Source organism: Streptomyces sp. W16 (assembly GCF_033194735.1).
Classification (GTDB): Bacteria; Actinomycetota; Actinomycetes; order Streptomycetales; family Streptomycetaceae; genus Streptomyces.
This window is the reverse complement of record NZ_JAWOAI010000571.1, coordinates 1-5,805: the sequence shown is the minus strand read 5'-3', so window position 1 is coordinate 5,805 and position 5,805 is coordinate 1. Positions and strand designations below refer to the sequence as shown.

Here is a 5,805-nt window from a genome sequence, read left to right as displayed (position 1 = left end):
CTGCCGGCGGCCCCCGACGAGCGGCGGGTCTTGGGCGCAGCGCGGCGGCCACCGCGTTGTCGCGCTCGTCGCTCTTCCGCTCGTCCCATGAGTCCGTCTGCTCCGCTTCCGTCTCGGCCGTCTCTGCAAGTCAGCTCAGAAAGCTAACACCGCCAGTTGTGACAAAGGTCTGCCGATCCTGTCTTTTACGGACGTGAGAATCAGCACCTGTCTCAACGGAACCGACGTGCGAGAGGGGTTGAGGGTTGCCGTCCAGGGGTAAAGTGATATCACTTTGCTTCAACCGAGATATGGGGGACCACGATGGCCACGGACTCACCCACAGCCGACGTACCCGAGATGCCCGCCCCGCGTGTGCGCGAGTTCGCCGCGCACAGCATCGGCGGCGCGCTGGCGCTCGTCCTCGGACTGGCCGGGCTGCTGCTCTCCGCCGGACTGCTCGCCACCGCCACCGCGGTCACCGCGCCCGGCGGCAAGGCCGCGCTGATCGTCGGCGGCATCCTCGTCTTCCTGGCCGCGGTCATCGCGATGCGCGGGCTGAACACGGTGGCGCCGGGCGAGGCGCGGGTCGTGCAGCTCTTCGGGCGCTACCGGGGGACCATCCGGCAGGACGGGCTGCGCTGGGTGAACCCCTTCACCTCGCGCACCAAGATCTCGACCCGCGTCCGCAACCACGAGACCGCGGTCCTCAAGGTCAACGACGCCTACGGCAACCCGATCGAGCTGGCCGCGGTCATGGTGTGGAAGGTCCGCGACACCGCGCAGGCCACCTTCGAGGTGGACGACTACAGCGACTTCGTCGCCATCCAGACCGAGGCGGCCGTACGGCACATCGCCATCGAGTACCCCTACGACTCCCACGACGAGGGCGGGCTCTCGCTGCGCGGCAACGCCGAGGAGATCACCGAGAAGCTCGTCCTCGAACTGAGCGCGCGCGTCGAGGCGGCCGGCGTCCAGATCATCGAGTCCCGCTTCACGCACCTCGCGTACGCGCCCGAGATCGCGTCGGCGATGCTCCAGCGGCAGCAGGCCGGGGCGGTCGTCGCGGCCCGGCGGCAGATCGTGGACGGCGCGGTGGGGATGGTCGAGGCGGCGCTTGCCCGGATCACCGAGCGGGACATCGTGGAGCTGGACTCCGAGCGGAAGGCGGCGATGGTGTCCAACCTGCTGGTGGTGCTCTGCGGGGACCGGGCGCCGCAGCCCGTACTCAACACGGGCACCCTGTACCAGTGACAGACCCTTCCGAGCCCTCCGGGGCGAAGCGCCGGCCGCAGCAGGAGCGCAAGCAGGTGCTGCTGCGGCTGGACCCCGCGGTGTACGAGGCCGTCGCCCGGTGGGCCGGTGACGAACTGCGGTCCGCCAACGCGCAGATCGAGTTCCTGCTGCGCCGCGCTCTCGCGGAGACGGGGCGGCTTCCCGGCGAGGCCGGACCACTGCCGCGGCGCGGCCGGCCGCCCGCTCCGCCCAAGTGACAGAACCGTGACAATCGGCCCCCACCTGCGGGGCCGTACCACGGGCCATGATCTACACACAGTGCGTATACACACCGGGTATACGCCGTGTGTAGAGTGCTCCGCATGTCCATCGGTCACACCCTTCTAGGGCTCCTTGAGTCCGGCCCGTGCCACGGTTACGACCTGAAGCGGGCCTTCGACGAGAAGTTCGGTCACGACCGGCCGCTGCACTACGGCCAGGTCTACTCGACGATGTCCCGACTGCTGAAGAACGGCCTCGTCGAGGTCGACGGCATCGAGGCCGGCGGCGGTCCCGAGCGCAAGCGGTACGCGATCACCGACGCCGGGATCACTGACGTACAGCAGTGGCTCGCGACGCCGGAGAAGCCCGAGCCGTATCTGCAGTCGACCCTCTACACCAAGGTCGTCCTCGCGCTGCTCACGCACCGGGACGCGGGAGAGATCCTCGATGTGCAGCGTTCCGAGCATCTGCGCAGCATGCGGATCCTGACCGACCGCAAGCGCAAGGGCGATCTCGCGGACCAGCTGATCTGCGACCACGCCCTCTTCCATCTGGAGGCCGACCTGCGGTGGCTGGAGCTCACCGCGGCGCGTCTCGACAAGCTCGCCGAGGTGGTGGCCAAGTGACGACGCATCCCGCCGGTTCCCTGCTCGCGGCCGAGGAGCTGCGCAAGGCCTACGGGCCGACGACCGCGCTCGACGGCGCGGAGTTCTCCATCCATCCCGGTGAGGTGGTCGCCGTGATGGGGCCCTCCGGGTCCGGGAAGTCGACGCTGCTGCACTGTCTCGCCGGGATCGTGCCGCCCGACTCGGGCTCGATCACGTACAACGGGGAGGAGATGGCGACGATGAGCGACGCCCAGCGCAGTGCGCTGCGCCGCTCGGAGTTCGGGTTCGTGTTCCAGTTCGGCCAGTTGGTGCCCGAGCTGACCTGTGTCGAGAACGTCGCGCTGCCGCTGCGGCTGAACGGCACGCATCGCAAGGAGGCCGAGCGGACCGCGCTCGGCTGGATGGAGCGGCTTGAGGTCGACGACCTCGCCAAGAAGCGGCCCGGTGAGGTCTCCGGCGGTCAGGGGCAGCGCGTCGCCGTCGCCCGTTCGCTGGTCACCAGCCCGCGGGTGCTGTTCGCCGACGAGCCGACCGGCGCGCTCGACTCGCTCAACGGCGAGCGCGTGATGGAGCTGCTGACCGAGGCTGCCCGGTCGACGAACGCGGCCGTCGTGCTGGTCACGCACGAGGCGCGGGTGGCCGCCTACTCGGACCGCGAGATCGTCGTACGGGACGGCAAGTCCAAGGACATGGAGCGCATCGTATGAACCTGCGTCAGTGGGCGGCCGATCTGGCCATGGGGGTGCGGTTCGCCTTCGCCGGCGGGCGTGAGGGCTGGGTCCGGGCCGTACTGACGGCGGTCGGCGTCGGGCTGGGGGTGGCGCTGCTGCTGCTCACCACCGCGCTGCCGAGCGCGCTGTCGCAGCGCGACAACCGCGGCAACGCCCGGCAGGACTTCACCTACAGCGGGAAGCAGCTGCCGAAGGCGGACAACACCCTGGTCATCGCCAACTCCGACACCACGTTCCGCACCAAGGACGTGCGCGGCCGGATGCTGGAGCCGGAGGGCGCCAAGGCGCCGCTGCCGCCGGGTCTCACGAAGTTCCCCGCGCTGGGCGAGATGGTCGTCTCCCCCGCGCTGGACAAGCTCCTCAAGTCCGGCTCCGGGAAGCTGCTGCGCGAGCGGCTGCCCTACCGGATCACCGGCACCATCGCGCAGCCCGGGCTCATCGGGCCCGCCGAACTCGCCTACTACGCGGGCGGAAAGGACCTCAAGCAGCACCAGGCCAACAGCAGCGTCGAGCGGATCAACTACTTCGGGCCCTCCCCCAACTCCCAGCCGGAGAAGCTCGACCCGATCCTGCTGCTGCTGATCCTGATCGTCTTCGTCGTACTGCTGCTGCCGGTCGGCGTGTTCATCGCGGCGGCCGTGCGCTTCGGCGGCGAGCGCCGGGACCAACGGCTCGCGGCGCTGCGCCTGGTCGGCGCGGACGGGCGGATGGCGCGCCGGATCGCGGGTGGCGAGGCGCTCGCGGGGGCGCTCCTCGGGCTCGTCCTCGGCACCGGATTCTTCCTGGTGGGGCGGCAGTTGGCGGCGCTGATGGAGGTACGGGACATCAGCATGTTCCCGAGCGACCTCAACCCCTCGCCGCTGCTCGCCCTGGTCGTCGCCCTCGCCGTCCCGGCCTCGGCCGTCCTGGTGACGCTGTTCGCGCTGCGCGGGGTCGTCATCGAACCGCTCGGTGTGGTCCGCAAGGCGAAGCCGCCGCGGCGCCGGCTGTGGTGGCGGCTGCTGATGCCGCTGGCCGGCCTCGCGATGCTCTACCCGATGATCGGCCAGGGCAACAGCAACGGGAACTTCAACCAGTATCTGGTGACCGGCGGCACGGTTCTGCTGCTCGTCGGCATCACCGCCCTGCTGCCGTGGATCGTCGAGGCCACCGTGGCCCGGCTGAACTCCGGCTCGGTGTCCTGGCAACTCGCTGTCCGCAGGCTCCAGTTGAGCAGCGGTACGGCCGCCAGGATGGTCAACGGCATCGCGGTCGCGGTGGCCGGTGCGATCGCCCTGCAGATGCTGTTCGCCGGCGTCGAGGGCGGCTACACCAAGGAGACCGGCAACGACGTGGAACGGGCCCAGGTGGAGGTCTCCCTCGGCAGCGGCACCCCGCTGACCCAGGCCGACGCACAGCTCTCCCGGACCAAGGGCGTGCACCGTACGTCGCCCATCTCGCTCACCTCGATCGGCGACCGGGCGAAGAACCCCAAGGACGAGGTGGAGGTGGCCGTCGGCAGCTGCGCCGAGCTGCGCGAGGTGGCCCGGCTGACGTCCTGCCGGAACGGCGACATCTTCAAGATCGTCGGCGGCGACTACGGCGGCACGACGAACCAGGTCGCCAAGACGGGCCGCACGCTGTACCTGGACCCGGTGTACGACGGGCCGACGACCGACACGGTGGCCTGGAAGGTGCCCGCGGGCCTGAAGACGGCGACACACCGCGAGGACCCGACCGGCTACGCCCGCGACGGTCTGCTGATCACCTCCGGCGCACTGCCCGCGAAGGCGGCGAAGTCCCTCAACCAGAAGGTGTTCGTCACGCTCGACACCTCGGTGCCGGACGCGACCGACTACGTACGCAACACCGCCGCGAAGCTCGACCCGCTGGCGACCGTGTTCACCCTGGCCGCCACCGAGCAGTCGGTGCAGTTCCGGTCCATCCGCACCGGGCTGCTGGTCGGCGCCACCTGTGTGCTCGTCCTCATCGGGGCAAGCCTGCTGGTGTCGCAGCTGGAGCAGTTGCGCGAGCGCAGGAAGCTGCTGTCGGCGCTGGTCGCCTTCGGCACCCGGCGGCGCACGCTGAGCCTGTCGGTGCTGTGGCAGACGGCGATCCCGATCGGTCTGGGCCTGGCCCTTGCCTCGGCGGTGGGGCTGACCCTGGGCTCGGTGCTGCTGAAGATGACGGCCACGCCGGTGGTCGTCGACTGGGCGAGCGTGCTGACGATGACCGGCATCGGTGCGGCGGTCGTCCTGGCGGTGACCCTGCTCAGCCTGCCGCCGCTGCTGCGGATGATGCGGCCGGACGGGCTGCGCACGGAGTAACCGCCCGCAGCCGTCCGCCCGCCGGTGTCTCAGAGTCCGTACTCCCGGACCACCCGGCGGACCTGGGCGAAGAGCATGCCCACGTTCACCGACTTGCGGCAGACCACCACGGCGACGACGTCCTGTTGCTCGGTCATCCGCACGAACAGATGGGTGAGGTTCTCGCTGTTGACGAGGATCTCCTGGAAGAAGTGGTGGTCACTGGTGATCCCGCGACGTTCCTTGAAGACGTCCTCGATCATCACGACCGTCCGGCCCTGGAACAGGTCGAGGGTCGCACCCGCCAGCAGGTCGAGGACCTCTGGCGGGTGGTTGTCGATGGTCTCGTACGACAGCAGCATGCCGGTGGCCATGTCGACCACACCCGAGGCCACACAGTCGGGGGCATCGGTACGGAGGGTTTTGACCAGGCCCATCACCTGGTCGGAGAATCCTGGGGTCATACGTTTCGTCGCCATCCCTTCACACTCCTTCTGATGCCTTCTCAGTGAGGATCGACTCGATGCGGTCGAGCGTCGGCCGGGCCGCGAGGTGCAGCCGGTCCACGTCCATCCCCTCGTCGCCGAGCACCACCATCAGGGCGGTGGCGCCGACGGCGTAGGTCGCGGCGCAGCCGTGACTTCCGTACGTCACCGTCTGGCGCAGCGTGCCGCGGTCGGTGGCCTCGGCGGTGCGCCGGGCCAG

Annotated in this window: 6 protein-coding genes and 1 pseudogene; 5 read left to right on the top strand and 2 right to left on the bottom strand. The window is 69.8% G+C overall.

Annotated features, from left to right (window positions below; translation table 11 throughout):
- Positions 1–303 precede the first annotated feature (303 nt).
- The 5 genes from R6V09_RS44055 to R6V09_RS44035 all read left to right on the top strand — a co-directional run bounded on the left by R6V09_RS44055 (position 304) and on the right by R6V09_RS44035 (position 5,121).
- Complete coding sequence (locus R6V09_RS44055) at positions 304–1,233, top strand: SPFH domain-containing protein (RefSeq protein WP_317887107.1); 930 nt, start codon at positions 304–306, stop codon at positions 1,231–1,233.
- Entirely contained in the window at positions 1,230–1,472 is a 243-nt protein-coding gene (locus R6V09_RS44050; RefSeq protein ID WP_317887106.1) for a hypothetical protein, read from the top strand. Before R6V09_RS44055 ends, R6V09_RS44050 begins: the two co-directional genes overlap by 4 nt.
- 105 nt (positions 1,473–1,577) lie before the next feature.
- Positions 1,578–2,102, top strand: a complete 525-nt coding sequence (locus R6V09_RS44045) for a PadR family transcriptional regulator (protein WP_317887105.1) — start codon at positions 1,578–1,580, stop codon at positions 2,100–2,102.
- Positions 2,099–2,791: an ABC transporter ATP-binding protein gene (locus R6V09_RS44040; RefSeq protein WP_317887104.1), complete on the top strand. Its 693-nt coding sequence runs from the start codon at positions 2,099–2,101 to the stop codon at positions 2,789–2,791. Before R6V09_RS44045 ends, R6V09_RS44040 begins: the two co-directional genes overlap by 4 nt.
- Positions 2,788–5,121, top strand: coding sequence for an ABC transporter permease (locus R6V09_RS44035; RefSeq protein WP_317887103.1), 2,334 nt, complete (start codon positions 2,788–2,790; stop codon positions 5,119–5,121). The genes R6V09_RS44040 and R6V09_RS44035 overlap by 4 nt, the downstream gene beginning before the upstream one ends.
- A gap of 29 nt (positions 5,122–5,150) precedes the next feature.
- On the opposite strand, the gene R6V09_RS44030 is transcribed toward R6V09_RS44035, so the two are convergent.
- Together R6V09_RS44030 and R6V09_RS44025 are read right to left on the bottom strand one after the other, a co-directional pair.
- A complete protein-coding gene (locus R6V09_RS44030) occupies positions 5,151–5,579 on the bottom strand; it encodes a hypothetical protein (protein WP_317887102.1) in 429 nt (142 codons plus the stop codon).
- Between the two features lie 4 nt (positions 5,580–5,583).
- A pseudogene (locus R6V09_RS44025) lies at positions 5,584–5,805 on the bottom strand (roadblock/LC7 domain-containing protein); the annotation flags it as partial.